This is a genomic window from Bacteroides sp. AM23-12 (assembly GCF_003434395.1).
Classification (GTDB): domain Bacteria; phylum Bacteroidota; class Bacteroidia; order Bacteroidales; family Bacteroidaceae; genus Bacteroides; species Bacteroides thetaiotaomicron.
Window position 1 is genome coordinate 1 of the sequence record NZ_QTLF01000074.1, and the last position, 394, is coordinate 394.

A 394-nucleotide genomic window follows, 5' to 3' on the forward strand; every position below is an offset into this window, starting at 1 on the left:
CGTGGGCGGAACGCTCGCCGGAGGTCTGCCTGATGGCGAAGACGCTGTACCCGGACATAGTGAAGAATCACCCGGAGTTCGTGCCGGAGAGCGTGCATAACCAAGACAGCATCTACACGCTGAACAGCCTGATGGAAAGCCTGACGGGGGAAAAGTTCAGCTACCGGCAAATGACGGACTTCTACAACGGGAAGCCGCTGAATGTGAAACGGATGGAGACGCCGGGCGGCGTGCAGAAGGACAAGTCGGTGAAGTTCGACAAGGAGACGGGAGGCTTCTCCTTCTCCGACATCCGGCAGGAGCGAAAACGGGGATTGAAGATGTAGCGTGAGCCGGACGAAATGGAAAGCATCATTCAGGATGCTTTCCATATCCGCCCTGCCGCCTTCCGGTT

The 394-nt window shown here is 57.6% G+C and carries 1 pseudogene; it reads left to right on the plus strand.

Going from position 1 to position 394, the window contains the following annotated elements:
• Positions 1-326, plus strand: a pseudogene (locus DW640_RS24480) (hypothetical protein); the annotation flags it as partial.
• Between the last annotated feature and the right edge of the window lie 68 nt (positions 327-394).